22 protein-coding genes are annotated in these 26651 nt (G+C 63.1%); 5 read left to right on the forward strand and 17 right to left on the reverse strand.

The window, feature by feature from the left end; all coding sequences use genetic code 11:
- Positions 1-123: 123 nt before the first annotated feature.
- Positions 124-3270, forward strand: coding sequence for an efflux RND transporter permease subunit (locus tag NKH52_RS12505; protein ID WP_352735754.1), 3147 nt, complete (start codon positions 124-126; stop codon positions 3268-3270).
- A 68-nt stretch (positions 3271-3338) separates the two neighbouring features.
- Here the strand turns inward: NKH52_RS12505 and NKH52_RS12510 are convergent, their stop codons facing one another.
- The 16 genes from NKH52_RS12510 to NKH52_RS12585 form a co-directional block, all read right to left on the reverse strand.
- A complete protein-coding gene (locus NKH52_RS12510) occupies positions 3339-5048 on the reverse strand; it encodes a trimethylamine N-oxide permease (protein WP_352735753.1) in 1710 nt (569 codons plus the stop codon).
- Positions 5049-5437: 389 nt separating this feature from the next.
- Complete coding sequence (locus NKH52_RS12515) at positions 5438-7807, reverse strand: trimethylamine N-oxide demethylase (protein ID WP_352735752.1); 2370 nt, start codon at positions 7805-7807, stop codon at positions 5438-5440.
- A 334-nt stretch (positions 7808-8141) separates the two neighbouring features.
- Positions 8142-8768, reverse strand: a complete 627-nt coding sequence (locus NKH52_RS12520) for a sarcosine oxidase subunit gamma (RefSeq protein ID WP_352735751.1) — start codon at positions 8766-8768, stop codon at positions 8142-8144.
- Positions 8761-11742 (reverse strand): sarcosine oxidase subunit alpha, encoded by a 2982-nt coding sequence (locus NKH52_RS12525; protein WP_352735750.1) that lies wholly within the window; start codon positions 11740-11742, stop codon positions 8761-8763. The genes NKH52_RS12520 and NKH52_RS12525 overlap by 8 nt, the downstream gene beginning before the upstream one ends.
- Positions 11743-11983: 241 nt before the next feature.
- Positions 11984-12259 carry a sarcosine oxidase subunit delta gene (locus NKH52_RS12530; RefSeq protein ID WP_352735749.1) on the reverse strand — a complete coding sequence of 92 codons (276 nt, stop codon included), beginning with the start codon at positions 12257-12259 and terminating at the stop codon, positions 11984-11986.
- A gap of 16 nt (positions 12260-12275) precedes the next feature.
- Complete coding sequence (locus NKH52_RS12535; RefSeq protein WP_352735748.1) at positions 12276-13529, reverse strand: sarcosine oxidase subunit beta family protein; 1254 nt, start codon at positions 13527-13529, stop codon at positions 12276-12278.
- Between the two features lie 92 nt (positions 13530-13621).
- Positions 13622-14929 (reverse strand): type III glutamate--ammonia ligase, encoded by a 1308-nt coding sequence (glnT, locus tag NKH52_RS12540; protein ID WP_352735747.1) that lies wholly within the window; start codon positions 14927-14929, stop codon positions 13622-13624.
- A 63-nt stretch (positions 14930-14992) separates the two neighbouring features.
- Positions 14993-16321, reverse strand: a complete 1329-nt coding sequence (locus tag NKH52_RS12545) for an FMN-binding glutamate synthase family protein (RefSeq protein WP_127255237.1) — start codon at positions 16319-16321, stop codon at positions 14993-14995.
- Positions 16322-16327: 6 nt separating this feature from the next.
- On the reverse strand, positions 16328-17053 hold the full coding sequence (locus NKH52_RS12550; protein ID WP_352735746.1) for a GltB/FmdC/FwdC-like GXGXG domain-containing protein: 726 nt from the start codon (positions 17051-17053) through the stop codon (positions 16328-16330).
- A gap of 4 nt (positions 17054-17057) precedes the next feature.
- Positions 17058-17954, reverse strand: coding sequence for a class II glutamine amidotransferase (locus NKH52_RS12555; RefSeq protein WP_352735745.1), 897 nt, complete (start codon positions 17952-17954; stop codon positions 17058-17060).
- A gap of 103 nt (positions 17955-18057) precedes the next feature.
- On the reverse strand, positions 18058-18387 hold the full coding sequence (locus tag NKH52_RS12560) for a hypothetical protein (protein WP_352735744.1): 330 nt from the start codon (positions 18385-18387) through the stop codon (positions 18058-18060).
- Positions 18384-19073 (reverse strand): hypothetical protein, encoded by a 690-nt coding sequence (locus tag NKH52_RS12565; RefSeq protein WP_352735743.1) that lies wholly within the window; start codon positions 19071-19073, stop codon positions 18384-18386. Before NKH52_RS12565 ends, NKH52_RS12560 begins: the two co-directional genes overlap by 4 nt.
- Before the next feature lie 45 nt (positions 19074-19118).
- The gene (locus tag NKH52_RS12570) at positions 19119-20522 is read right to left on the reverse strand and encodes an APC family permease (RefSeq protein WP_352735742.1); all 1404 of its coding nucleotides are present in this window, start codon (positions 20520-20522) and stop codon (positions 19119-19121) included.
- A 14-nt stretch (positions 20523-20536) separates the two neighbouring features.
- On the reverse strand, positions 20537-20698 hold the full coding sequence (locus NKH52_RS12575) for a hypothetical protein (protein WP_013532900.1): 162 nt from the start codon (positions 20696-20698) through the stop codon (positions 20537-20539).
- Between the two features lie 36 nt (positions 20699-20734).
- Positions 20735-21112, reverse strand: a complete 378-nt coding sequence (locus NKH52_RS12580; protein WP_013532899.1) for a hypothetical protein — start codon at positions 21110-21112, stop codon at positions 20735-20737.
- A 12-nt stretch (positions 21113-21124) separates the two neighbouring features.
- Positions 21125-21412 (reverse strand): hypothetical protein, encoded by a 288-nt coding sequence (locus NKH52_RS12585; protein WP_352735741.1) that lies wholly within the window; start codon positions 21410-21412, stop codon positions 21125-21127.
- 287 nt (positions 21413-21699) lie between these two features.
- Here NKH52_RS12585 and NKH52_RS12590 point away from each other — a divergent pair, with 287 nt between their 5' ends.
- The 4 genes from NKH52_RS12590 to NKH52_RS12605 are packed head-to-tail and all read left to right on the forward strand — an operon-like array spanning position 21700 to position 25483.
- Positions 21700-22833 carry an aminomethyl transferase family protein gene (locus NKH52_RS12590; RefSeq protein WP_128307690.1) on the forward strand — a complete coding sequence of 378 codons (1134 nt, stop codon included), beginning with the start codon at positions 21700-21702 and terminating at the stop codon, positions 22831-22833.
- Positions 22834-22874: 41 nt separating this feature from the next.
- Positions 22875-23471, forward strand: coding sequence for a dimethylamine monooxygenase subunit DmmA family protein (locus NKH52_RS12595; RefSeq protein WP_352735740.1), 597 nt, complete (start codon positions 22875-22877; stop codon positions 23469-23471).
- Positions 23468-24433, forward strand: coding sequence for a PDR/VanB family oxidoreductase (locus tag NKH52_RS12600; RefSeq protein WP_352735739.1), 966 nt, complete (start codon positions 23468-23470; stop codon positions 24431-24433). The genes NKH52_RS12595 and NKH52_RS12600 overlap by 4 nt, the downstream gene beginning before the upstream one ends.
- Positions 24434-24442: 9 nt before the next feature.
- A complete protein-coding gene (locus NKH52_RS12605) occupies positions 24443-25483 on the forward strand; it encodes a heme-dependent oxidative N-demethylase family protein (protein ID WP_023808729.1) in 1041 nt (346 codons plus the stop codon).
- Positions 25484-25695: 212 nt separating this feature from the next.
- On the opposite strand, the gene NKH52_RS12610 is transcribed toward NKH52_RS12605, so the two are convergent.
- Positions 25696-26412: a helix-turn-helix domain-containing protein gene (locus NKH52_RS12610; RefSeq protein WP_352735738.1), complete on the reverse strand. Its 717-nt coding sequence runs from the start codon at positions 26410-26412 to the stop codon at positions 25696-25698.
- Positions 26413-26651: the final 239 nt, after the last annotated feature.

Genomic DNA, 26651 nt, shown 5'->3' on the forward strand with positions numbered 1-26651 from the left:
TGTAACCCCCACATCGATTTCGCGTCCCACCGCGATGAGTGCTTCTCCGCTCGGAGAGCCTTGCCGCCCGGAAGCCACTACGAACCCTCGATTTTGTTGCGCTAGATAGATGGACCAGCGTCGATGACCAATTCCACGGAAGAGAAGCGGCCCTTCAACCTGTCGCGTTGGGCAATCGGCCATCCCGCCATCGCGCGGTTCCTGTTCGGCCTGATCATCATTTCCGGCGCGCTCGGCCTGATGCGCATGGGCCAGAAGGAAGATCCCGACTTCACCTTCCGGGTCATGGTCGTCCAGGCAATCTGGCCGGGCTCCTCGATCAAGGAGATGGAAGACCAGGTCGTCAACAAGATCGAACGCAAGCTGCAGGAAACGCCGCATCTCGATTTCGTGCGCTCCTTCACCCGCGCCGGCAGCGCCATCATCACGGTGCAGATCAAGGGCGACACCAACACCGCCGAGGTGACCGACGCCTTCTATCAGGTGCGCAAGAAGGTCGGCGATATCCAGGGCGACCTGCCGCAGGGCCTGCTCGGCCCCTATTTCAACGACGAGTTCGGCGACACCTTCATCACGCTGCATTCGATCAGCGGCGATGGCTTCAGCTATCCCGAGTTGAAGACGTTCGCCATCCAGGCGCGCGACATGCTTTTGACGACGCCCGGCGTCGAGAAGGCCGTCATCATCGGCGACCAGCCGGAAAAGCTCTATATCGACGTCTCGTCCAAGGCCCTGGCCGAACGCGGCTTGACGCTGACCGATCTGCAGAATGCGATCAAGGGACAGAACAATGTCGACCCGGCCGGCTCCGTCGATACCGGCACCAACTCGGTACGCATCTCCGTCGAGGGCGATGTCGGCAAGGTCGAGGATATCCGGAACCTGCGCCTGCGCGCCGGCGGCCAGGTCACAAGGCTGGGCGACATCGCCACGGTGACCTCGGGGCTGGAAGATCCGTTCCAGCGCAAATACCGCTTCAACGGTCACGACAGCGTGCAGTTGGGCGTCGTCATGGCCAAGGGCTTCAAGGTTACCGACGTCGGCAAGGATGTCGAGGCCACCTACAAGCGCTTCGAAGAGGCGCTGCCCTACGGCGTTGCGGTCGACCAGATCTCCGACCAGCCGGGCGTCGTCACCGATGCGGTGGCCGAGTTCATGCATGCGCTTGGCGAAGCGCTGCTGATCGTGCTCGTCGTCTCGTTCCTGTCGATAGGCTGGCGTTCCGGCCTGGTCATCGCCATCGCCATCCCGCTGGTGCTGGCTGCGACCTTCGCCATCATGTACGAACTCGGCATCGACCTGCAGCGCATCTCGCTGGGCGCGCTGATCATCGCGCTCGGTCTTCTGGTCGACGACGCGATGATCGTCGTCGAGATGATGGAGCGCAAGCTGGAGGAGGGGATGGTCAAGGTCGAGGCGGCGAGCTTCGCCTATTCCTCGACCGCCTTCCCGATGCTGACCGGCACGCTGATCACCACGGCCGGCTTCATTCCGGTCGGCTTCGCGGCCTCGACCGCCGGCGAATATGTCCGCACCCTGTTCTATGTCGTCGGCATCGCGCTGATCGTCTCCTGGTTCGTCGCGGTCTATTTCACGCCATGGCTCGGCAACATGATCCTCAAGCAGCGCAAGCATGCCGGCAGCCATCACGATGTCTTCGACACACGTTTCTACCGCCGGCTTCGTGCTACCGTCAGCTGGGCCGTGCGCCATCGCATCATCGTCCTGGTGATGACGCTGGTCACCTTCGGCACCAGCCTGTGGGCTTTCCAGTTCATTCCGCAGAACTTCTTCCCGCAATCGTCGCGGCCGGAAATCCTTGTCGACCTTTGGCTGCCGGAAGGCACCAGCATCAAGGAAGTCGAGGCGCAGGCCAAGGCGCTCGAAACCAAGATGATGGACGACAAGGACAAGCGTTTCATCGCCACCTATATCGGCGAAGGCGCGCCACGCTTCTTCCTGCCGCTCGACCAGCAGCTGAGCAACCCCAACTTCGCCCAGTTGCTCGTCATGGCCAATGACGAACCGGCTCGCGAACGTCTGATCGTCAAGTTGCGCACCGTCCTGGCGCAAGACTTCCCGTCCATCCGCGCCAAGGTCGATCGTCTGTTCCTCGGCCCGCCGACCGGCTGGCCGGTGCAGATGCGCGTCATGGGGCCGGATCGCCAGGAGGTGCGCCGCATCGCCGACCAGGTGAAGGCGAAGTTCCGTGAGGATCCGCTTCTTGGCGCCGTGCATGACGATTGGCTGGAGCCGGTTCCGGCGATGAAGCTGGTCATCGACCAGGATCGTGCCCGCGCACTCGGCGTCACCTCGCAGCGCATCCGCCAGATGCTGCAGGCGACGATGTCCGGCGCGCCGCTCGACGACTTCCGCGACGGCGAGGAGACGGTGTCCATCGTCGCCCGCGAGCCGGATGCCAGCCGCAGCCTGCTGTCCTCGGTCGACTCGGTCTATATCCCGACCGACTTCGGCGGCTTCGTGCCGCTGTCGCAGGTGGCCAAGGTGGTGCCGGTGCTGGAGCAAGGTATCGAGTGGCGCCGCGACCGTCTGCCGACCATCAGCGTGCGGGCAACGCTGCCCGACGGCGTGCAGTCCAATGACGTCGTCACCAAACTGTACAAGGATATGCAGGGCCTGCGTGACGGATTGGCGCCCGGCTACAAGATCGAGATCCAGGGCGGTGCGGAGGATTCGGCGGAAAGCCAGGCTTCGATCGCCGCCAAGGCGCCGATCATGCTGGCCGTCATCGTCGTGCTCCTGATGATCCAGCTGCAGAACTTCGGCAAGGCGATGCTGGTGCTGGCGACCGGTCCGCTTGGCATTATCGGCGCTGCCGCGGCACTCTTGATCAGCGGCGCGCCGTTCGGCTTCGTCGCCATTCTCGGCGTCATCGCGCTGCTCGGCATCATCATGCGCAACTCGATCATCCTGGTCGACCAGATCGACCAGGACATCGCCGCGGGCATGGACCGCTACGAGGCGATCATCGGTTCGGCCGTTCGCCGTTTCCGGCCGATCACGCTGACGGCGCTGACGGCGGTGCTGGCGCTGATCCCGATCTCGCGCGGCGTCTTCTGGGGTCCGCTCGCCTACGCCATGATGGGCGGCATCCTGGTCGCCACGGTGCTGACCATCCTGGTCCTGCCGGCCGGTTACGCCCTGTTCTTCGGCCGGGAGCCGAAGAAGCGCGGGGCGGAGGGGCGGACGGACGATCTGGAACTGAGCCAAGAAGCTGAAAAGCCGCAACTGGCGCTGGCCGCCGAATAGATCGATCACGCCAGTCGAAAAGGATCGGGCGCGCCGAAGCGGGCCCGATCCTTTTCATTTTTATGAGGTCAGATGACGAAGAACCAGTTGGCGAGCAGCATCACCACCACGCCGGCGACCAGCGTCAGATAGGGCAGCATGCCCGCCTTTTTGACCGAGAGGTCGGCCCCCGTCATGCCGAGATCGGCCAGCATGTGGTCGGGGAACTTGCCCTTGTCCTGGATGTAGTGGCGGAAGCAGAACACCGGGATGATCAAGGCCGCGGTGATCAGGCCGGCCCACAGCGCCATCGGGTTCCACACCTTGGCGCCGGCGCCCATGAAGATCGCGTTGACATATGCGAAGATCGCCCCGATCCCAAGCAGCCAGCTCGGCGCCTTCCACGGCCTTGCGATATGGCCGTTGTCGATGCGGTGGATCCAGCCGGCGTTGAGGTTGAGGAAGTTGAAGATGATATAGCCGCAGTTCGACACGGCGAGGATGAAGAAGAAGCTCGTCGCGTCGGCCGAGGCGATGGCCAGCACGATAAGGTTGAAGACGAGATCGGTCCACATTGCCCGTGTCGGTGCGCCATGTTCGTTGACATGGCTGAGATAGCGCGGCAGCCAGCCATCGACCGAGCCCTGGTAGAGCGTACGCGAAGAGCCGGCCATGGCCGTCATGATGCACAGCACCAGCGCCAGGATCATCAGCATCACCAAGAGGCTGTGGATCAGCGCGCCGCCGCCGACCATGCCGGCCAGCGCGTCGGCGACACCGGAGCCGTCGACAATCGGTGTCGCCAGCATGCCGTTGAGGCCAAGAACGCCCTGGAAGGTGAACGGCACGAGGATGAACAGCAGCATGCACAAAAGGCCGGAATAGAAGATGGCCTTGAACGTGTCGGTGCCGGGGTTCTTGAACTCGGACGTGTAGCAGACGGCGGTCTCAAAGCCGTAGGTCGACCAGGCGGCGATGAACATGCCGCCAAGCACCAGCGTCCAGCCGGCAATGTTCCAGGCCCCAGGCTCGGGCGCATAGGCGGCGGCCAGCGGCACCAGCGGCGAAAAATTCGCCCAGTTGATCTGGCCGGTGACGATCGGCACCACGCCGACGATCAGCATCGGGATGATCACCAGCAGGCCGATATATTTCTGCACGTTGGCCGTGCCGAGGATGCCGCGATGCTGGATGGCGAAGATGATCAGCATCAGCACCGCGCCGATGAAGAAGGTCGCGTTGAACGTGAACGAGACCGGTCCCAGCGTGTGGCTGTAAAGCGTCCAGTTGCGGATCGCCGGCGTCGCCGCCGCGGTCACCGCCGTGATGGCATCGGCGGCACTCGTCCCGGCATGCGCCGCGATATAGGCGACGACATCCGGCGAGGCGTCAGTGAACAGCGGCACCGGCGCCAACGCGTTGAGGATATAGGCGGCGGCGATCGAGCAGCCGAGCGACAGCACCGGCGACCAGGCGAACCAGTTGCACCACACCGACAGCGGCGCGATGAACTTGGAATAGCGCAGCCATGCGGTGGCGCCGTAGATCGACGCGCCGCCCGACTTGTTCGGAAACAGGCCGGCGATTTCGGCATAGGTGAAGGATTGCAGGAAGCCCATGATCATGGAGAAGATCCAGATCGCGAATGCCAGCGTGCCGGTCGTGCCGGCAATGCCGCCGATCGAAAACAGGACCAGGGCAGGCACACCGCTCGCCACCCAGAAGGCGCCGCGCCAGTCGATATTTCGGTGCAGCTTGCCTTCGGCAAGTGGCTCCAGGGCAGTCACTATCGTGCTCATATGTCTTTGTTCCCCATTTTGATGTTCCCCGTTCGTGACGGCCGCGGCTTGGCGAGGCTTCATCATCGACGCATGCCTTGGGCGACTGCCGGTGTTTCCACTCAGTCGCATTTTTTTCTTAACAGTGAAGATTGATCCGGCGCGCTTTCACGTCAAGCGAATTGTCGCGCCGTGCACATCACGCTTGCGAAACATGTCGGCTTCACACTGTCGCGGGCGGGATTGTTCAGAAAAGGACAAGGGGTCTGGAAGCGAAAAACCCGCCGGAGGCGGGTCGCGGCGCAAATCAGCACCATGGACGAATATGTAGCATAGCTGCCCTCAGCAGGTCAAGAAAAAATTCCTATCTCAGACTGCCGGAACGGCTCACTGGCTTGGGAGAAAGGCCGTCAGGAGCGTGGTTTGGTCTTTTGCGGATCGTAGTGGGCGAAGGCGACGACGCGCGCCGGCAGCCGCTTGGCATGGCCGTCGAGCTTGCCGATCTCGACCTCGGTACCGACAGCCGAATGGGTGACATCGAGCCTGGCCAGCGCGATGGTCTTGTTCAGCACCGGAGAACGCATGCCCGACGTGACCACGCCGATCTGGGCGCGGCCGACATGCACGCAGTCGCCATGGCCGACGTCGACATTGGCGTCGATGTCGAGGCCGACCAGCTTCGTCTGCGGGTGCTCCTTGCGGCGGATCAGCGCCTCGCGGCCGATGAAATCGTCGGTCTTGCTCTTCAGCGGCACGGTGAAGCCGATGCCGGCCTCGAACGGATCGGTCTGGTCGGAGAATTCATAGCCGGCGAAGATCAGCCCGGCTTCGATGCGCACCATGTCCAGCGCTTGCAGTCCCATCGGCTTCAGCCCATGCGGCTGGCCGGCTTCCCAGATGGCGTCGAACACCTTTTCGGCGTCGCGCGGATGGCACCAGATCTCGTAGCCGAGTTCGCCGGTGTAGCCGGTGCGCGAGACGACGACCGGAATGCCGTTGCCGCCACCAATGCGGGCGACGGCGAAGCGGAACCATTCGAGTTCGTCGATCGACGGCTGCAATGGCGAAGTCCAGATCACTTCTCGCAGGATGTCGCGGCTCTTCGGACCCTGCACGGCGACATTATGCATCTGGTCGGTCGACGAGCGCACCAGCACGTTGAGGCCGAGCTTCGCCGCCATCTCGCGCAGCCATTCGCCGGACAGATCGTCACCGCCGACCCAGCGGAAATTGTCCTTGCCGAGCCGCAGCAGCGTGCCGTCGTCGATCATGCCGCCATGCTCGTAGCACATGGCCGAATAAACGACCTGGCCGACGCCGAGCTTCTTGACGTCGCGGGTCAGCGTGTATTGCAGCAGCGCCTCGGAATCCGGGCCGGTGACCTCGAACTTGCGAAGCGGCGACAGGTCCATGATGACCGCGTCCTGCCGACAGGCCCAGTATTCGGCGATCGGCCCGTCCTTGGCGAAGGAATTGGCCAGCCAATAGCCCCTGTACTCGCCGAAGTTGCGGGTGTGCTTGGCAAAGCTCGAATGAAAAGCTGTCTCGCGGGTCATTTTCGGTTCCGAATCGGGCGTCATGCGTCTGGCGATCGCTCGCGAGAATTTGTGCTGGCCGGAATAGGTCCGCACATGGATGTCGGTCGGGTTCCAGCCATTGGCCGGCGTCGTGTCGTCGGGGCAAGCGGAGGAGACGCAGACAATGTCGGTGAGCGCGCGCAGCAGCACATAGTCGCCCGCCCGCGACCACGGCTCGTCGGACACCATGACGCCATGCGCGTCGATCGCCGTGTTGAAGAAGAAGTTGATCGCCATCCAGCCCGCGCGGGGATTGACGCCCTTGCCGGCCAGAGCGCCGTTGAAATTCTCAGAGCAGTTGGTGTGGCCGGGATAGCCGATGTCGTCGTAATATTTGGCCGCGCAGGCGAGCGCGAAGGCATCGTGCCGGCCGCATGTGTCCTGTACCACCTCGACCAGCGGCTCCATGTCCTGGTCGTAGTATTTCGAATGCAGGCCAGGCATCGGGTAGCTCGCACCCATCAGCGTGCGGGTGGTCGTGACGTCGAGCGGGTGGTCTAAACCCTTGTCCAGCTTGCGGGCCGAAAAGCACTGGAAGTCGGTGCATTGGCGCCCGTCGACATCGATGATCTGCAGATAGTCGCCCGCCTTGACGAAATAGGTCTCCGCCGTCGCCGAATGGACGCGCAAATCGAGCACCGGGTCGGCCAGCGGGTCCGCCAACTGCGATTTTGCCGTCGGACGGATCGTGGCGCGGCGGACGATGGCGGTCAGCGGCGTCGCTGTGTCGTGGCCATCGACCAGCATCGGCCCGCCGGGGGCCGCAATCAGCATCGCGCCGTCGCGTGCGACGGTGAAGGCCTGCTCGGTCCCGGCCGGCGTGGCTGCGCCGAAGACGCGCACCGCCTTGGCATGGTCAAGCTGCACTTGCCGGCGCGCAAGCCCGCCTCGCAGCGACGCGAGGCTATCGTCGCTCTCGGCAAGCAGCGCCTTGATGCCGGCAGCGTTGCTGTTCGATGCTTCACCAAAAATGCCGGGATCGGTCGCGCCGGTCCTGTCCCAGGCCAGCAACTCGCAGGCCTGGCCGCCTTCGACATTCCGCACGGTGATCGTGTCGCCAGCCTCGATGTCGATCAGCACCGCGCCATTGCCCTGGATCGTATAACGCTCCATGCCCGGCGGCAGCGCGATCTGGCCGGGCCTCAGGATGAGGCTCGGCCGGGGCGGTCCGGCGGCAATTGCGGGGTAGGGCGACTGGCTCATCTCAGCCTTGCGGTTCGAGAAACAAGTTTGCCTGTGTGTGAAATTATTTTAGCGGTAAGAATAGCAGTGCGCGTGCGTTTGGCAAGGCGAAGGTGGCGTCGGGACGCGATCGGTTCAGGTTGAATTTCACAGATCAGCCTTGTCTTCCAAACGTCAGCGCTGCCCCTCATCTGGCTGCCGCCATCTTCTCCCCGTAAACGGGGCGAAGGACGCTATCGTCTCCGATTTCGCCAAGTGCCAACGCCAAAGAGATGGCGCGGCATTGCAGCCAGCCTCTTTCGCCCCGTTTACGGGGAGAAATGCCCGGCAGGGCAATGAGGGGCAGCGCCGAGATCTAAAGTTCCTCGGAATGGCTGACGTCGACGCCATATTCCGCTGCCGCATCAAGCATCGTGCCCCACAGGCTTTCGGCAAACGTCGCAAACACCAGAAGATTGAGCACCGCCTGCCCATCTGGCCGATCACCGCCGCGCCAAAGTGTGACACTGGTGTGGTCCATCGATGTGGCGGCGGCAGCGCCAATCAGGAACGCTCCAGCATGCAGATCGATCGACAACAGCTTGGCCAGCATGGCGCGCGCATTGGCTCCGGAAATGCTGATCATGGCGCGTGCATGCGACTGGTCGGACAGCGACGCGGGACCGGACAATGCCGGCGCCAACGTCTGCATCGTGTGCCTGCCGCCCTTCGACAGCACGAAAAACTGATCCGGTCCCGACCAGATCAGCGTGGCGTCCGAAGTCTGCACCGCCTTGGGCGCATCAGGGACAGCAACACCAAACCGGGCCTTGGCCGCCTTTGCCAGTTCGGCTCCTTTGCCGCGCCGCGCCATCACCTGGATCAGATCAAAATTGCGAACCTCGGTCAGCGAGACGCCGGCCTCGATACCGCGTGCACCATGCACCCCGGCAACAAGCGCCTTTTCAAGGGGACTGCGGGGAGCCCAGGAAAACTCAGCCACGCTGGCGCCCTCCATCCGGATCGTAGAAGACGGGATTGCACAGTTCGACATCATAATCCTCACCGCGCAACGGATCATGCGCGTGGACGATCTCGCCGATCCGCTCGCGGCCGCGCTCGACCAAGGCCAACCCGATCCACTGATCCAACGTGGGCGAGAAGCAGACCGAGGTGATATAGCCCTGGTCGTTGCCGGGGCCGGGCGTCTGACCCTTCGGGATGATGTGCGCGCCAGAGCGCAAGCGGCGGCCCTTGTCGGTCGGCTTGATGCCGACCACGACCTGGCGATCCGGGGCGATCAGTGCCTCGCGTCCGGCCATGACGCGGCCGATATAATCCTTCTTGGTCGACATCATCTTGCCAAGACCAAGATCAGCCGCCGTCGTCGTGCCGCTCAGTTCCGGTCCGGCGATGTGCCCCTTTTCGACGCGCATGACGCCGAGCGCCTCGGTGCCGTAGGGCGTCACGCCGAATGGCGCGCCGGCCAGCATCAGATTGCGCGCCATGGCATCGCCAAAGCGCGCCGGCACCGAAATCTCGAAAGCCATCTCGCCTGAGAACGAGATGCGGAACAGCCGTGCCCTCAGGCCCCCGCGAAGTGCTATTTCGCGCGCGCCCATGAATGGAAAGCCTTCGTTGGAAAGGTCCTCGGTCGGATCGACGATTTCCCTTAGCAGGTCGCGTGTCTTCGGCCCGGCGATCGAGAATTGCGCCCACTGGTCGGAGCCCGAGGTCAATTGCACGTCGAGTTCGGGAAACAGCACCTGCCGACAGAATTCGAGATGCTGCATCACCAGCCCGGCCTTGGCGGTGGTGGTGGTCAGGAAATAGTGGTCCTCGGCCAGCCGCGATGTCGTGCCATCGTCATAGACGATGCCATCCTCGCGCAGCATCAGCCCGTAGCGGGCTTTGCCCACCGCAAGACTGGAGAAGGTGTTGATGTAGACGCGATCCAGGAAGGCGCCGGCATCGGGGCCGTGCACGTCGATCTTGCCGAGCGTCGAGACATCGCAGAAGCCGACGCCACCGCGCACCGCCTTGACCTCGCGGGTCACCGATTCCAGCCAGTCCTTCTCGCCGGCGCGCGGGTACCATTGCGCGCGTTTCCACAGGCCGGTGTCGACGAAGACAGCACCTTGTTCCACGGCCCAGTGGTGCGACGGCGTCAGCCGCGTCGCATGGAACGTCTCGTCGCGGTGATGGCCGGCGAAGGCACCGATGGCGACCGGCACGTAAGGCGGCCGGTAGATCGTCGTGCCGGTCTCGGGGATCGAACGGCCGCTGACCGCGGCCATGATGGCAAGGCCGGCGACATTCGAGGTCTTGCCCTGGTCGGTGGCCATGCCGAGCGTGGTGTAGCGCTTCAAATGCTCGACCGATTCAAAGCCCTCGCGCTGCGCCAGTTCGATGTCAGAGGCGGTGACGTCATGCTGGTAATCGACAAAAGCCTTGCCCTTGCCGGCGACGTGCCATAGCGGCGTCAGCGAGAATGCCTCGTCGTCGGCGACAGGCGCGGCCCCCGCCGTACTAGCGTGCCCCGCGTCACGCGCCGCTGCCGCGCCGGCGGCAAATCCCTGGCTCAGGCAAGCGCCAAGCCCGAAATCGCCATTGGCGGCGCCCGCGGCGACCATGCCGGGAGGCGCGCCGTCGGGCACGAAGGCGGAGATGTCGTCACTCCATTTCGGCCGGCCGCGATGGTATGAGGTCAATCCGACCGCCGGGTTCCAGCCGCCGGAGACCGCGAGCCCGTCCGCTTCGACCTCGGCGCGCGCGCCACCGGTCAGCGAGACCGCGATTTTCCTGACGCCATCCTTGCCGCCATCGACGCCGCTGACAGAACCGTGCAGCACCGGGAAGCCGCCCTTGGAGGCCAGCGAACGATGCGCCGGCGACACGTCAGACCGTGCATCGATGACCGCCGCGATCTGCATGCCGGCATTGAGCGCGGTCTCGACCGTGCGCCAGCCATCCTCATTGTTGGTGAACAACGCGAGGCGCTTCGCCGGTGTCGCCGCATAGCGCGCGACATAGGTGCGCATGGCGGAGGCCATCATCACGCCGGGCGTGTCGTTGCCGGCAAACACGATCGGGCGTTCGAGGGCGCCGGCAGCAACCACGCAGCGTTTAGCCACGATCCGCCACAGCCGCTGGCGCACCTGGTGCTCGGGCGGCGAGGGCAGGTGGTCGTTGACCCGCTCAATCGCGCCATAGGTGCCGCCATCGTAGACGCCGAACAGCGTCGTGCGGGTCATGATGCGGACATCGGGCATTGAGCCAAGTTCGATCAGCGTCCGCGACAGCCATTCGGCCGCCGGCAGGCCGTCGATTGTGCCGCCGTCCGACAGCAGGCCGCCGCCGGGGACAAAATCCTCTTCGCACAGGATGACGCGGGCACCAGAGCGGCCGGCTGCCAATGCCGCGGCCAGACCGGCCGGACCTGAACCGGCGATCAGCACATCGCAATGCGCCCATGCCTTGTCGTAGTGGTCCGGGTCTGCAACGCCGGCGGCGCGGCCTAGACCGGCGGCGCGGCGGATCGCCGGCTCATAGATGGCTTCCCAGAACTTCGCCGGCCACATGAAGGTCTTGTAGTAGAAGCCGGCAACGAAGATCGGCGCGAACAGCTGGTTCACCGACATCACGTCGTGTCGCAGCGATGGCCAGCGGTTCTGGCTTGCGGCTTCCAGCCCTTCATAGAGTTCGGCTGTCGTCGCCTTGGTGTTCGGCTCGCGCCGTGCGCCGTTGCGCAGCTCGACCAGCGCGTTGGGTTCTTCCGAACCGGCGGTGAGAATACCGCGCGGGCGATGGTATTTGAACGAGCGGCCGACCAGCTTGACGCCATTGGCGATCAGCGCCGAGGCGAGCGTATCGCCCTGGAAGCCGGAGAAAGCCTTGCCGTCGAAACGGAAGTTCAGCGGCGCCGAGCGGTCGACAAGACCGCCGGATGTGAGGCGGTGGGATTGGCTGGAGGTCATGACTGCCGACCCTTCGTCGCTTCGACCTCATGTGGCAGCGTAGTGCTGCCCCTCATCGCCCTGCCGGGCACTTCTCCCCGTATAGAGACGGGGAGAAGGACGCTCTCGTCCACGATTTCGCTAATCATCAACGTTGCAGGAATAGCGGCCAGGTTGCGGCCAGCGTCCCTCTCCCCGTCTCTATACGGGGAGAGGATGCCGGCAGGCAGGTGAGGGGCGGCGCTGACTTGCACAAGAAAATTCATTTCGCGACCTGCCTCGCCCCAGCGCCGGCCGCCGCCTCGACCGCCGAAATCTCGTGCGTCAGCGTGTTGCGGGTGACCTTCAGCCAGGCCCGGCAACCACCGCCATGGTACCAGTGTTCGCTGGTCTGTCCGGCGACATTGTCGCGCAGATAGACATAGTCGAAGACCTCGTCTTCCGAGGCGCCGGCTTCGGGCCGCAAAGGCTTGGCGTCGCCGAGATAGGTGAACTCGCCGAGTTCGCGTTCGCCGCAGAAGGGACAGACAATGCGCATTTTCTTCTAACCGCCTTCAATGCAGGTTCGGTTGGGCGCCCTGGCCCTTTTCGTCGATCATGGCGCCGGTCCGAAACCGGTCGAGGCGGAACCGCGCGGCTTCTTCGTGCGATTCATCGCGGGCTAGAAGGTGGGCAAAGACAAAGCCGGAGCCCGGCGTCGCCTTGAAGCCGCCATAGCACCAGCCGGCGTTGATATAGAGCCCGTCGACCGGGCTCTTGTCGATGATCGGTGAACCGTCCATCGACATGTCCATGATGCCGCCCCACTGGCGCAGCAGACGCACGCGGCCGATCATCGGCATCAGCGCCATGCCGCCCTCGCAGACGTCCTCCATGACAGGCATGTTGCCGCGCTGGGCGTAGGAATTGTAGCCGTCTATGTCGCCGCCGAACACCAGCCCGCCCTTGTCGGACTGGCTGACGTAGAAATGGCCGGCGCCGAAGGTCATGACGCCGGGGATGAGCGGCTTGATCGCCTCGGAGACGAAGGCCTGCAGCACATGGCTTTCAATAGGCAGGCGTAAACCGGCCATTGCCGCGACACGCGAGGAACTTCCGGCAACCGCCATGCCGACCTTGCCGGCGCCGATCTTGCCGCGGGATGTCTCGACGCCGGTCACCTTGCCATTGGCGTCCCTGACGAAGCCGGTGACTTCGCAATTCTGGATGATGTCGACGCCGAGTTCGCTCGCCGCATGCGCATAGCCCCAGACAACAGCATCGTGCCGCGCCGTGCCGCCGCGTCGCTGCAACAGCCCGCCTTGCACGGGAAAGCGCGCATTGTCGAAGTTCAGGAACGGTATCATCTTCTTGACGGCAGCGAGGTCGAGCAGTTCGGCGTCGATGCCGTTGATGCGCATGGTGTTGCCGCGCCGCGCATAAGCGTCGCGCTGTGCGTCGGAGTGGTAGAGGTTGATGACGCCGCGCTGGCTGACCATCGTGTTGTAGTTGAGATCCTGCTCCATCCGCTCCCAGAGCTTCATCGACAATTCGTAGAAGCCTGTGTTTCCGGGCAGGCCGTAATTGGAGCGGATGATGGTGGTGTTGCGGCCGGCATTGCCGGAGCCGATCCAGCCTTTTTCAAGCACGGCGACATTCTTGATGCCGTACTCGCTGGCCAGGAACCAGGCGGTGGCAAGGCCATGGCCGCCGCCGCCGATGATCACCACGTCGTAGCGATCCTTCGGCGTGGCGTCGCGCCAGGTGCGTTGCCAGTTCTTGTGGCCGGACAGGGCGGCGCGGGCGAGCGAAAAGATCGAATATTTCATACGTTCATTCCGAGGTCGCTCGCGTCGCGCTGGATCTTTCCTGACGCATCGGATTCATCCGAAAACCGCTTCGCACTTTTCGGTCCGATGCTCTAGATATCCAGCGTGTGGTCGCGCTCCCATTGCGTGAAGTGCGAAGCATAGGAATTCCATTCCTGGTGCTTCAGCTTTAGGTAGGCCGACGAGAATTCCTCACCCAGCGCCGCCTTGAGCGATTTGTCCTTGTCGAACTCGCGCAAGGCATCGAGCAGGTTGAGCGGCAGCTTCGGTGCCCCTTTCACCGTATGTCCATGCTGGTACATGTCGATGTCGTAGCGCTTGCCGGGATCGGCCTTCGAGCGAATGCCGTCAAGTCCGGCCGCGATGATGACCGCCTGCAGGAGATAGGGGTTGGCGGCGCCATCCGGCAGGCGCAGCTCGAAGCGGCCGGGGCCGGGCACGCGCACCATGTGGGTGCGATTGTTGCCGGTCCAGGTCACCGTGTTCGGCGCCCAGGTCGCGCCCGAAATGGTGCGCGGCGCGTTGATGCGCTTGTAGGAATTCACCGTCGGGTTGGTGATCGCGGCCAGCGCGGAGGCATGCTTCATGATGCCGCCGAGGAAATTCCTGCCCTTGGCCGACAGGCCAAGCTCCATCGAATTGTCGGCGAAGACGTTGGTCTTGCCGGCCTTGTCCCAGACCGAGATATGGGCATGGCAGCCATTGCCGGTCAGGCCCTGGAAGGGTTTGGGCATGAAGGTTGCGCGCAGGCCATGCTTCTCCGCGATCGACTTCACCATGAACTTGAAGAACGAGTGCTTGTCAGCGGTCGCCAGCGCGTCGTCGAAGGCCCAGTTCATCTCGAACTGGCCGTTGGCGTCCTCGTGGTCGTTCTGATAGGCGCCCCAGCCGAGTGCCAGCATGTGGTCGCAGATCTCGGCGATGACGTCGTAGCGCCGCATCACCGCTTGCTGGTCGTAGCAGGGCTTTGAGGCCGTGTCGTATTCGTCGGAGATCGTCTTGCCGTCGGGCGAGATCAGGAAGAACTCGGCCTCGACGCCGGTCTTGACATGCATGCCGTCGCTGGCCGCCTCCGCGATCAGCCGATTCAGCGTGTTGCGCGGTGCCTGATCGACCTCCTTGTCGTCCATGATGCAGTTGGCCGCGACCCAGGCGACCTCAGGCTTCCATGGCAGCTGGATGACCGAGCCCGGGTCCGGCACCGCCAGCATGTCGGGATGCGCCGGCGTGAGATCGAGCCAGGTGGCGAAACCCGCAAAGCCGGCGCCGTCCTTCTGCATGTCGGCTATGGCTTGCGCCGGCACCAGCTTGGCGCGTTGCCCGCTGAACAGGTCGGTGTAGGAAATCATGAAGTATTTGACGTTTTTCGCCCTTGCGAATTCAGCAAGATCAACTGTCACGGAAGTTCCCCATTTTTTTGTCGATTGTGGCCCCAGAGCGTGTGGGCTTCGGCCCTTCATTGATCAGAAGCCGTTCTTCCCCGGTATCCAGTTGGTGCCGGCCAGCGGTACGCCGGCCATGGCGGCTGCCTCGATCGTCAGCGCGACGAGGTCCTCGGGTTCCAGATTGTGCAGGCTGTTCTTGCCGCAGGCACGGGCGATGGTCTGCGCTTCCAGCGTCATCACCTTGAGGTAGTTCGCCAGCCGGCGTCCGGCGGCCACCGGGTCGACCCGCTTCATCAGTTCGGGGTCCTGCGTGGTGATGCCTGCGGGGTCGCGCCCCTCGTGCCAGTCGTCATAGGCGCCGGCCGTGGTGCCGAGCTCGTTGTACTCCGCCTCCCAGCGGGGATCGTTGTCGCCGAGCGCGACAAGGGCGGCCGTGCCGATCGAGACCGCGTCGACGCCGAGCGCCAGCGCCTTGGCGACGTCGGCGCCGTTGCGGATGCCGCCGGAGACGATCAACTGCACCTTGCGGTGCATGCCGAGATCCTGCAGCGCCTGCACCGCCGGCCTGATGCAGGCAAGCGTCGGCATGCCGACATTTTCGATGAACACTTCCTGGGTTGCCGCGGTGCCGCCCTGCATGCCGTCGACGACGACCACATCGGCGCCCGCCTTCACTGCAAGCGCGGTGTCATAGTAGGGCCGCGCGCCGCCGACCTTGACGTAGATCGGCTTTTCCCAGTCGGTGATCTCGCGCAGTTCGAGGATCTTGATCTCGAGATCGTCGGGTCCGGTCCAGTCCGGGTGGCGCGAAGCCGAGCGCTGGTCGATGCCTTTCGGCAGCGTGCGCATTTCAGCGACGCGGTCGGAGATCTTCTGGCCAAGCAGCATGCCGCCGCCACCGGGCTTGGCGCCCTGGCCGACGACGACTTCGATCGCATCGGCCCGGCGCAGGTCGCGCGGGTTCATGCCGTAGCGCGAGGGCAGATATTGATAGACCAGCTGCTTGGAATGACCGCGCTCTTCCTCGGTCATGCCGCCATCGCCGGTGGTGGTCGAGGTGCCCGACAGGGTTGCGCCGCGCCCGAGCGCTTCCTTGGCGGGGCCCGACAGCGAGCCGAAGCTCATGCCGGCGATGGTGATCGGGATCTTCAGCTCGATCGGCTTCTTGGCATGGCGCGAACCGAGTACGACGCTGGTGTCGCAGCGCTCGCGATAGCCTTCGAGCGGATAGCGCGAGATCGAGGCGCCGAGGAACAACAGGTCGTCGAAATGCGGCAGCTTGCGTTTGGCGCCGGCGCCACGGATATCATAGATGCCGGTCGCCGCGGCACGGCGGATCTCGGAAAGCGTGTAGTCATCGAAGGTCGCGGATTTGCGCGGCGTCGTCGGCGGGTTGCGATAGGTCATGCTGCCTCAATACGCGTCGGCGTTGTCGATATTGAAATTGTAGAGGGTACGCGCCGAGCCGTAGCGCTTGAACTCCGACGGCTTGACGCCGGTGACGCCGGCGCGATCGAGCAGGCCTTGCAGCAATTCCAGATGTTCTGGCCGCATCTCCTTGGCGATGCAGTCGGCACCCAGGCTGTCGACCTTGCCGCGCACGAACAGCCGCGCCTCGTAGATGGAATCGCCCAGCGCATCGCCGGCGTCGCCCAGCACCACCAGATTGCCCGACTGCGCCATGAAGGCCGACATGTGGCCGATATTGCCGTGCACGACGATGTTGATGCCCTTCATCGAAATGCCGCAGCGCGACGAGGCGTTGCCTTCGATGACCAGCAGGCCGCCCTTGCCGGTGGCGCCGGCATACTGGCTGGCGTCGCCTTTGATGGTGATCGAGCCGGACATCATGTTCTCGCCGACGCCAGGCCCTGCCGAGCCATGCACGGTAATCGTGCTGCCGGAATTCATGCCGCCGCAGTAGTAACCGACGCTGCCACGCACATCGATGGCAACAGGCTGGTCGACTCCGACGGCGACCGAGTGGCTGCCTTTCGGGTTCAGCACTTCCCACGCCGTTTCATTCGAGCCGGGAGCCAGATTGTGCAGCGCCTGGTTGAGTTCGCGCAGCGACGATTGGTCAAGATCGAAGACCCGAGGGTCGTGCGCCGCGGTCTTTGAAAGCGTGGTTGCCGGCATGAACTCAATGCTCCCAGAAATAGACGGTTGCGGGCTCGGGTTCCCAGACCCTCGCATTGTCTATGCCGGGCAGTTTGGTCAGCGCGCGATATTCCGAGCCGAAGGCGACATACTGGTCGGTCTCGGCCATCACGGCGGGCTTGCAGGCGATCGGATCGCGCACCACGCCAAAGCCGTTCTTGGTGCCGACGACGAAAGTGAAGAAGCCATCGAGATCGGAAAGCGTGCCTTCCAGCGCCTCGCCGAGATTCTTGCCATGCGCCATCTGCGACGAGAGATAGGCGGCAGCAACCTCGGTGTCGTTTTCGGTCTCGAAGGTCATGCCTTCGCGGATCAGCTCGCGGCGAACATTGTTGTGGTTGGACAGCGAGCCATTGTGCACCAGGCACTGGTCGGCGCCGGTCGAGAACGGATGCGCGCCCATTGTCGTCACAGCCGATTCCGTCGCCATGCGGGTGTGGCCGATGCCATGCGTGCCGGTCATCTTGCGGACATCGAAGCGATCGACGACCGCCTCGGGCAGGCCGACTTCCTTGTAGATCTCGACAACGTCGCCGGCGCCCATGATGCGGATGTCGGGGCGCAGCGTCTGGATGGTTTCGCGCGCTTCATCGATCTTGGCGGCCGTGGTCCTGACGACCGCATGGGTGGATTTCACCGCGATCGTCACCGGCGTGCCGATGGCCTTGGCGAGCTCCGCCTCAAGGCCGCGGAAATCGCGGTCCGGCTTGGCCGACTGGATGGTGATCTTGGCCTCATTTTTGGAGGGTGCGCCATAGATGGCGATGCCGGCGCTGTCGGGACCGCGATCGCTGAGCGAGATCAGCATCTGCGACAGCATCGCGCCAAGCTGGGGCTCCAGCGACTTGTCCTTCAAAAACAGTCCGACAATTCCACACATGTCAGCCTCCCGATGTTTGTAGCTAAGAGATCGTTTGTAGCTAAGAGAGGATGTATCGAATGAGTTGCACAAATTCAATCGTATGAAAAAAATATTCCTCTAGTTACCTATGCGGCTCAATGCCGCTCTGCGCACTGTCGCCGTCTCGCCGGGCATCGTGAACCCATTTGGCGGTGCGGATGCGAGCGATCTTGTAGGCGTCGAGAATCGACAAGGCATAGATCAGGAAGCCGCCGGCGTGACGGCCGACAAAGCTGGCATCGGGCGGTGCGATCTTGGCCGTCACCCATGCCAGGATCACCATGAAGAAAAGGAACTGCAGGCCGCGCACCGGCACGCCCAGAATGACGTGCCCGCTTGCCGGCAGCACGATTGCCGCGCCGAGAACCAGATACGGGCTCGGAGGAGTGGGTGCAGTGGCGGAACTGGTCATGCGGCCTGCCGTTCGCTTTTATTGATCGCGTCGCGAAGCGCCGACACCGACACCAGCAGTCTTTCGATCAGTGCGGGATCCAGTGTTGCGTCGCCGAATTCGGCTTGCCGGAAAACGCCATAGCGTGCCCGTTCGGCTTCCGCCAGCAGCCAGACGATGCGTATACCTTTGGGCGTGATCAGCAGTTCCTTGGCGCGCCCTTCGGAAAAAATCCCGAGGTGACCGGCGATGGTCTCCAGCGGGAAGTGGACGCCCCTGCGATCCGTCCGCAACACGGCCTCAGCCGGAAATGCGGAACTCTTCGGCAGCGTGTGGTCAAGATGATCGAAATTGGAGAAGGTCGTTGGCGACCCCGGCCGCATCATCATGTCGAAGATGCCGGGCACAGCCACCGGCTCGGTGATCGAGATGCTGAGCCAACGTGCCGGGAGTTTTCGCGTCGCCAGTGTGTCGACGATCGTGCGCAGCTGAACTCGCCGCCCGCTCCATGACCCTTCCCAGGTGATGACGCCGGCGGTGCCATCCGAAACATTGGCAGCGTCGGCGATGACTGTGCGGATGCGGCCTTGCTCAACGGCGAGCGCCATCGATGCCCTGCTGCGGCTGGCACGCGCCTGCCGGGCAAGGTGGAGGACGACAGCCAGGACAATGGCCCCGGCCAGCAGTGCTGATGTCACCTCGGACATTTTCTCATGCCAGGCCCGCCCGGGATCCGGACGGGCCTACTCCCATCAATAACCCTGCGGCTTTGGCCACGGCATGGTGAATTGGTCGCCGCGCCGCACGAATTTGTAGCGATAGAAATGGAACCACAGCGAGATCAGGAAATAGAAGGCGACCATGGCGATCAGCTGCGAGCCGAAGCCGAGGAAGATGGCGAAGAAGGTCACCACGCACAGGCAAAACAGCACGATGGCCGGGATCGGATGGAAGGGGTGCGTGTAGCCGCGGCGGATCGAGCCGAGCGGCCACTTCTTGCGGAACATGATGATGTTGATGCTCATGAAGGTGTATTGCAGCACGCCCGACAGGATCGAGAAGGTGATCGCCTGATTAAGGTCGGCGATGAAGGCGAAGGCCAGCGCGATCGGCAGCAGGAACAGGATCGAGCGATAAGGCGTGCGGTATCTCGGATGCACCGCCGAGAACCAGGCCGGCAGATAACGGTCACGGCCGAGCGAGAACCAGGCGCGCGCCGCGTCGTTGATGCAGCCATTGGCCGACGCCAGCGCGGCAAGCAGCGTGGCGACGAACAACAGGTTCTCGAGCAGCGGGCTGCCGGTCAGCTTGCCGGCGTCCCACAGCGGATAATAGGTGATGCCGAGATACTCCCACGGCATCATCGAGGCGCAGACATACCAGGTCATGGCGGCTGCGATCAAAAGCGTGATCATGCCGGCCATGGTGCCGTAGGGCAGCGAGCGGGCGGGCGAGCGCACTTCCTCGGCGGCCTGTGTGGTGCCCTCGATGCCGAGATAGTACCAGATGCCGAACTGGAAGGCGGCGATGACGCCGATCCAGCCATAGGGGAGCGCATTGCCGGGAGTGACCAGTTCGTTCAGCTTCAGCACCGCGCCTTGCGTCCACGGGCTGACCGAGAAGAACAGGATGACGATCGAGATATAGGCGATCGCGGTGATGACGAAGTTGACGTTGAGCGTCATCAGCACGCCGCGATAGTTCAGCCACGCCAGCACGACGATGGTCGCGGCGATGAAGGAATTGTGGGTGAGCCCTTCGACGCCAGCCTTGGCGACGATGGTGTCGCCGAGCAGGATGGCGTCGGACACTTCGAGCATGGTGTAGGCAAAGACCAGGAACAGCGCGACGTTGAACGCCATCAGCGGTCCGACGATGTGCTTTGCCTGCGCATACTGGCCGCCGGCGGCGGCCACGGTCGATGTCACCTCGGAATCGATCATGGCGACCGAGGTGTAGAGCAATCCCACGACCCAGCAGACGATCAGCGCAGCAAGTGCGCCACCCTTGTCGGCCGAGAAATTCCAGCCGGTGAATTCGCCGACCAGGACGATGCCGACGCCGAGCGCCCAGACATGGGCCGGTCCGAGCACGCGCAGGAGTGAAACTCTGTCCCCTTGGGCAGCCGGGGCAGCCGGTTCAAGTGCGATCGTCATTGTTCAATCCTCACTCAGATCCGGTGTTTTTCGGAAGTGGCTTCCAGTTCGCCTTCGCGCGAGGAGGTCAGCACCTCTTCGGAGAAGGTCGTGTCGACCTTGAACCAGTCGTAGAGCATCCACAAAGCGAGCACGATCGAGATGCCCCAGCATGCGTAAGAGAGTGCCACCCACATGATCGTGTCCCCCGAATTAGATCGTCCTCAGAACTCTTACTTGTCGTCGAATTTTTCGTTGATGACGTCGCGATATTCGCGGTCTGATGCACGAAACAGGAAGACGAAATAACCGATCAGCACCGCCGCCATGATGATCAGCGTCGGCCAGTCGATGACATAGTGGAAGCGGTTCTGGATGATGTCGTGCGCCGTCTCGGGCGTATAGCCGAGCTTTTCCCAGATAGACGCCATGGTCGGGTTCTGGCCTAGCGCTTCCCAGGTCTTGGCGTCGAGCGCGTCGATGGATTTCGCCGCGCCGGCGAGGCCCAGCTTGAGCGGTAGCCACAGTGCCACGAAAATGGCGACGACGACGACGGCGATGTCGAAAACCTGCCCGGCCTTGCTTTGCTCCGGCGGCGTGTAGCGGGACATTTCTTCTACCCCTCAGGACTTGCGGTTGCTGAACGCGTCGGCGTTCTTGATGTCGAGCCCGTAGATGAATTCCTTGTCTTCCTTGTAGTGCCTTACCATCGCCAGGATGGCGGCGGTGTTGAAGATCAGCACGGCGCCAGCGGCGATCGCGACGACGGCTTTGATGCCGCCGTGCGGGATGTAGGGCCATGTCATGAGGAGAACGAAGAGGATCGTCGCCCACAGGCAGATGATCAGGAGCGCGCATCCGCGCAGGTCGGAACGGTACAGCGCTTCGATGCGCTGCTGCATGTCTGACATCGGCTTTCCCCCTTTTTTCCGGCATCCGGTTCCGAATCCCCGTACGCCGTCCTCTTTCAACAGAGTGAAATTTTTTTCATAAACTCGGTCCGAATTCCGCAATTGTCAAGCGCGATTTACGCAGGGTTAACCGTTTGCTTGGCGCAATGGATTTTGCCTGACAATGAAATTAATTGCTTATGGGTATTGCGGCGCCCGGAGGTTTGCGATCAATATTCGGCCAAAGCTTCCGCCGCTGCGCAGGGGGCAGGGAACAGCAGAGCATTATCGAAACGGAGGACGAGCGGATGACGGCATCCTGGAGATTTTCGACCCTGGCGGATCGCCACCGAGCGCTCGGTTCGAAGCTCGAAGACTGGAGCGGCATGGGCACCGCCTGGACCTACGACAAGGATGCCGATGAGGAGTATATCGCCATCCGCACCAAGGCCGGCCTGATGGATGTCTCCGGCCTCAAGAAGGTCCACATCACCGGGCCGCATGCCTCACACCTGATCGACCTGGCGACGACGCGCGATGTCGAAAAGATCTATCCCGGCAAGTCGGCCTATGCCTGCATGCTGAACGAGGCGGGGAAATTCACCGACGACTGTATCCTCTACCGGACCGGACCGAATGCATGGATGGTCGTGCATGGTTCGGGCACCGGCCATGAGGAGTTGCAGCGTGCTTCGGTAGGACGCGACGTCTCGCTGCGCTTCGACGACAATCTGCACGATTTGTCGTTGCAGGGGCCAACCGCCGTTGATTATCTGGCCAAACACGTGCCGGGTATTCGCGACCTCAACTATTTCCATCACATGCAGACGCAACTGTTCGGCTTGCCCGTCATGATTTCGCGCACCGGCTATACCGGCGAGCGCGGCTACGAGATCTTCTGCCGCGGCCAGGATGCCGGCACGATCTGGGACAGGATCCTCGACGAGGGCAAGAGCGCCGGCATCATTCCATGCCGCTTCACCACGCTCGACATGCTGCGCGTCGAAAGTTATTTGCTCTTTTATCCCTACGACAATTCGCAAAAGTATCCGTTCGACAATGAAGGCCCCGGCGACACGCTGTGGGAACTCGGCCTCGACTTCACCGTCAGCCCCGGCAAGACCGGCTTTCGCGGCGCCGAGGAGCATTACCGCCTGAAAGGCAAGGAACGCTTCAAGATCTATGGCGTGCTGCTCGACGGCAAGGAGCCGGCAGACGAAGGCGCGCCGGTCTACCGCGACGGCAAAAAGGTGGGCGTGGTGACCTGCGCCATGTATTCGCCGCTGGTCGAGAAATCGATGGGCATCGCCCGACTCGACGTCGACTGCGCGGTCAAGGACACCAAGCTCGAAATCCGCAACAAGAGCGGTGCCATCAAGGCGACGGCGCAGCCGCTTCCCTTCGACGATCCCAAGAAGACCAAGCGCACGGCGAAAGGTTGAGGCATAGTCAACGGCGAGGGGTTCGAGGCACGAAGACTTAAATGGCAGCCAAAAGCATCATCAGCCGGCCGGTTTACGGAACCTTGTCTCCGCAGCCCGGCAAGCATCATCTTTTCATCGCGGATGCGGAAGGGGCGCTGGCAATAGCGGAGATGGCCGGGAGCGCGCCGCCCGGGTTTTTCGACGACGCCGAAATCGTCTTCATTCCCGGGCCCGACGGCAAACACACCGCCGCCCTCGAAGCGCTGAAGCCGGCACAGTTCCACCAGGCGCCGTCCTTTGCCAGCCTGCTGCCACGGCTCCGGCAGACACTGGCCAACGCGCATATGGGCCTGCGCCTCTATCTCTCGGGCACCGAGGGCCTGATCGGCCAGGCGATGCAGGTGGCGCTTGAGGCCGGCATCGACCACACCTCGATCCAGACCGAGCACCGCGGCTCGCTGGCGCGGCGCATGCAATGCGTCCACTGCAAGGGCATCACCGAAAATGTCACGACGCAGCCCGCGACCTGCGCGCATTGCGGCCTGCTGCTGCTGGTGCGCGACCATTATTCCAGGCGCATCGCAGCCTTCCAGGGCGTCTGCATCAATGCGGAAGATCGCTCGGAGATTCCTCCGATGGAGGAGATTTTTCGATGAGCACCGGAACAACAAAACTCGATGTCGTGGTCAGCGACGTCGTCCCGGTCAACGACCTCGTCACCCGCTTCCATTTTCGCCGGCGCGACGGGCAGCTTTTGCCGACTTTTTCCGGTGGCGCCCATGTCGTGGTCGAGATGCGCGACGGCGAACGCACCAGGCTCAATCCCTATTCGCTGATGGGCTCGCCGCTCGATACGCGCGAATACACGATCTCGGTACGCCGCGACGATGTCGGCCGCGGCGGATCGCTGTTCATGCATCGGAATGTCAGGCCGGGGCTGGAGATGGTGGTCAGCTATCCGGTCAACCTGTTCTCGCTCGACCTGCGCGCCAAAAAGCACTTGATGCTGGCCGGCGGCATCGGCATCACCCCGTTCATGGCGCAAACCGCGCAACTGGCGGCGGAAGGCGGCAATTTCGAACTGCACTACACCTGCCGCACCGCTGCACTCGGCACCTATGCCGACGTGCTGCGCGAGCGCTACGACCGCCGGGTCAGGCTCTATCATGATGACCTCGACGAGCGCATCGAACTCGACCGGTTGCTGTCGACGCAGCCGCTCGGCACGCATCTCTATGTCTGCGGCCCGGCCGGCATGATCGGTTGGGTGCGCGATCGCGCGGCAAGCCTCGGCTGGCCGGCGGAAACCGTGCATTTCGAGCATTTCGCGGCCCCTCAACCCGGACTGCCGTTCGACGTGACGCTTGCCGTCAGCGGCAAGGCGATCCGCGTCGACGAACAGCAGAGCCTCTTGGAAGCGATCGAGGCGGCCGGCGTCGATCCGCCCTATCTCTGCCGTGGCGGTGTTTGCGGCCAGTGCGAAACCAACGTCATTTCTTGCGACGGCAAGTTCATCCACAACGACCACTGGCTGAGCGAGGAAGAGCACCGTTCGGGCAGGAAGATCATGCCGTGCGTGTCGCGCTTCGAAGGCCGGTCGCTGGTCCTGGAACGGTAGGAGAAGATCATGGGCATCACCTTTCGCAAGGAAACGTTCCGCGACGACTTCACCTTCAAGAACAGCCCGGAGCACATCAGGCGTTTCCCGTTCCCGTTCCACGAAGACGCCTACATGTATGCGGTCAACATCGAGCCGCATGTCGTCGGACCCAGGGGCAGCGTCTTGGAAAATCTGATCGACGTCGACGAGCACTATGTCGCCGAGATGCAGGACCGCGCGCTGGTGCTGGCCGAGGATCCGCTGCGCTGCCAGTCGCTGCCGCACATGACGCTGGCCGGCTGGGATCTGCTCGAGCTTTTGATGGAGCAGCAGGCGCTGGGCTATCCCGAGCATTTCACGCTGACCCGCGACGGCGATCGCTGGCGCTGGATCAACCGGCCGCTCGGCATCGACGACACCTTCACCTTCGGCGACACCTCGACGCTGCCCTACGGGCCGATGGAATACATCACCCGGCAAAGCCAGGGTGATTTCTGCATCCTCGATCAGCGCGACGGCAATCTGTGGATGGATGCCGGCATGGTCACCACCCAGGCCGACTGGTCGCTCGATTTCGACATCGGCATGAACTTCTTCGAATGGCATGCGCCGGTGCCGCTGGCGCATGAGAAGGGGATTTTCGTCAGGGCGCTGAAATTCCTCACCAACATCCAGCAGGGCAAGCCGGCGCGGCGCCTGAACTGGACGATGACCATCAACCCGCGCCTCGACACCAGCCCGGAGAATTACCACAAATGGGGGCCGGACCGGGCGACGGTGACGCCGGAGAATGTCGGCGACAAGGTGCATCTGCGTGTCGAGTTGCAGAGTTTCTGGCGCCTGCCGCGCTCCAACGGCATCGTCTTCCCGATCCGCTGCTATCTGATCAAGATGGACGAACTGGTGACGCAGCCGAAATGGGCACGGCGCCTGCACCGCGTCATCCGCGACCTGCCCGACGAACTCGCCAACTACAAGGGCCTGACGCGCTATCGTCCGGCGTTGGTCGAGTGGCTGTCGAAGCTGGATGATGGCAGTGCGACAAGTTCGGGCTTTGGGCCGGATTGAAGCTGCCGCCCGTGAAGCTGCCGATCTCCCCCCTCGTGGGGGAGATGCCCGGCAGGGCAGAGGGGGGCGCAAGGAACGCATACCTTTCCCGTGTCCGCGAAAGACCACCAACAACCCTAAGGCCGCAGCTCCAATCGATTGAGAAGTCGGCGGGACAGCGCCCCCCTCTGTCCTGCCGGACATCTCCCCCACAAGGGGGGAGATTGGCCAACTCACCCCGCGCTCTGCGGATAGCAAATAATCGACAAGTACCGCATCGGCAGTTTCGTGAGCTGTTCCGGCCCGTGCGGCGCGTCGGCGTCGAAGAACAGGCTGTCGCCGGGCTTCATCGGGTAAAGATTGCTGCCGTGCCGGTAAACCACCTCGCCTTCCAGCATGTAGAGGAACTCCATGCCCTCATGCTGGAAGGTCGGGAACACATCGGAATCCTCGGTCAGTGTGATCAGATAGGGTTCGACGACGACGCCGCTGGTGTTGGAGCCGATATGGCCGAGCAGATTGTACTGATGGCCTGCACGGGTGCCGCGGCGCTCGACATCGAGGCCTTGGCCGGCCTTGACGAAGACGGCGCTGCGCTCTTCCTCGAAGCGGCGGAAAAAGGCGGTGACAGGAACGCCGAGCGCCCGCGACAGTGCCTGCAAGGTGGTCAGCGACGGCGAGGTGATGCCGTTCTCGATCTTCGACAGCATGCCCAGAGAAATGTCGGTGGCGACCGCCAGATCGGCGACGGTGATACCGAGTTTCTTGCGGAACGCCCGCACCTCGCGGCCGATCGCCACCTCCAGCACTTTTTCGCGCGTGTCGCGAATGGCATGCGGGTTCTGCGTCAGCGGCGCGCGGATGATCTTGCCGTCGGCCGAAACCTTTGGCAGCGGCTTGGCCGTCGCACCGGCGAGACCAGCCTTGGGATCGGAAACCTTCTTCGCCATGTCGCCCCCGGCACTCCTGGGATTTATTTCACTCTAGGTGAACATGTCAGGTGCCGATACAGGAGCGCAACTGCGACGGCAAGCCGCGTGAACGCGCATGCGGATGATAATGATGTTTGGCAGCGTCCGATTTTTCGCGGGAAATCCACATCGGCGGAACCTTGTTTCAGCATCGGGCTGTTGACAGCACGAAAGGGCCAATTACTGTCCTGTGAGTGAAATTTGTTTCGTAAGAGCAA

Source organism: Mesorhizobium sp. M1066 (assembly GCF_040318635.1).
Classification (GTDB): domain Bacteria; phylum Pseudomonadota; class Alphaproteobacteria; order Rhizobiales; family Rhizobiaceae; genus Mesorhizobium.